Here is a 1,797-nt window from a genome sequence, read left to right on the forward strand (position 1 = left end):
CCCCATACCAGGCGCCGGGACGCGAGGCCAAACCCCCAAGAATCGCAACGAAAATCGCTGCGCCGCTCGCGACAATAACAGGGCGCAGGCGGCTCATTGCGGGCGTTGGTCCTTCACGCGGACAAAGCCAAGCAGATGGGCCATATCCTTGAAGAAGATCCGCATATGCGCCATCGGATTGGCGCGCACGAGGCGCTTGTTCATATAGGCCTCCCAGGTCAGGCGCTGGACGTCCGGATCATCGCAGATATTCACGAAACGCTCGCGGCGCTTGTCATTGCGATACCAGAAATGCTGCATGATGCCGAGGATGAAGAAGACTTTTCCGTGCTCCGACATATAGCGCTTGCGCGCCTTGGCGAGCGCCTTCGGATTGGCAGTTTCGAGAAATTCGTGGACGGCTTCGGCGGCGGTCTGGCCGCCGAGCATGGCGTAATAGATGCCTTCGCCGGAGGCCGGCGCAACGCAGCCTGCCGCGTCGCCGGCGAGCAGGACGTCCTTGCCATTGTCCCACTTCTTCATCGGCTTGAGCGGGATGGGCGCGCCTTCCGTGCGGAGGGTTTCAGCGGTGGTCAGATCGGCGTCACCGCGAAGGTCAGTGACGGCCTGGCGCAGCGAAAAGCCTTTCTGCGCGCTGCCGACGCCGACGCTGGTCGTGTCGCCATGCGGGAAGATCCAGGCATAGAAATCCGGCGACAGGCGGCCCTCATAGCGGATTTCGCAGCGGCTCCCTTCGAACTGTTCGGGGTTTGCCTGCTCGGGCGAGCGAATGATTTCGTGATAGGCGAAGACTGATTTTGGCTGCTCGCCGCCGACCTCGTCCCGTGCAATGCGCGAGCGGGCGCCATCGGCGCCGATGACGGATTTCGTCGCAAGCCTGACAGGATCGCTTTTCCGATCAGCGCCGTGCGGGCGGCAGAGAACGATCGCCCGGCCTGCCTCGTCGCGCTCGATGCCGACAAACTCGCCGTCCATGCGGTCAGCGCCATGCTCTGCGGCGCGCACGCGCAGCCATTCATCGAAATGCTCGCGGTCCACCATGGCGACCGTGCCGCCATTGATCGGCATGTCGACAAAGCGGCCCTTGGGCGAGACCATGCGGGCGGTGTTCGCGCGCGCCACGATCATGTGCTCGGGAATGTCGAAATCCTGGACCAGTCTTGGCGGGATTGCGCCGCCGCAGGGTTTGATCCGGCCCGGCTTGTCGATGAGCAGGGTCTTGTGGCCCTCAGCCGCGAGGGCCTGGGCTGCGGTGGCACCGGCCGGCCCGCCGCCCACCACGATCGCGTCATAGACTGTCATTTCGCTGGTTGGGTCGGTCATGTGCATAGGCTCCATTTATTCGGCGGCGATCAGCTCGGCTGATGGCAGGACAGGCAGGTCGGCGTCGTCATTTGCCGATTTTCCAACCCAGGCGGCGCAGAAGGCCGCGGCGATGAAGAGGGCCGCTTCTGTAGCGAAGACGGCGCCGAAGGCCGGGGCGGTTTCAGCGAAAAGGACGCGCGCAAGATCGAGTGCGCCTGCACCGAGGAAGCCGCCAAGGCCAAACGCGATGGCTTGCGCCGCGCCCCATAGACCCATTCGTGTGCCTTCGCGGCCGGGCTCGCCGGCGCTTGCCAGGGTCATCATCGAGCCGATCGCCGCAACGGCAAAAGCGCCATTGGCGAGGCCGAGGGCGAAGACGCTCGGCTGAAGTGGCCAGGCTGGCCCGACAATGGCAGCGCAGCAGAGGGCGGCAAGTGCGGCAGCAGAGGCAAAGCAGCCAAAGATCGTCCAGTTGCGCATGAAGCGCGCGCG

General features: G+C 64.6%; 2 protein-coding genes. Both read right to left on the reverse strand.

All coding sequences use genetic code 11. From position 1 onward, the window contains the following. Positions 1-93: 93 nt before the first annotated feature. A complete protein-coding gene (locus WA989_RS07285) occupies positions 94-1,329 on the reverse strand; it encodes a geranylgeranyl diphosphate reductase (RefSeq protein ID WP_424339842.1) in 1,236 nt (411 codons plus the stop codon). 9 nt (positions 1,330-1,338) lie between these two features. Beyond that, positions 1,339-1,797: PucC family protein (locus WA989_RS07290; RefSeq protein ID WP_424339843.1), on the reverse strand; the 459-nt coding region annotated here is incomplete at its 5' end.

Source organism: Henriciella sp. (genome assembly GCF_049649345.1).
GTDB lineage: Bacteria > Pseudomonadota > Alphaproteobacteria > Caulobacterales > Hyphomonadaceae > Henriciella.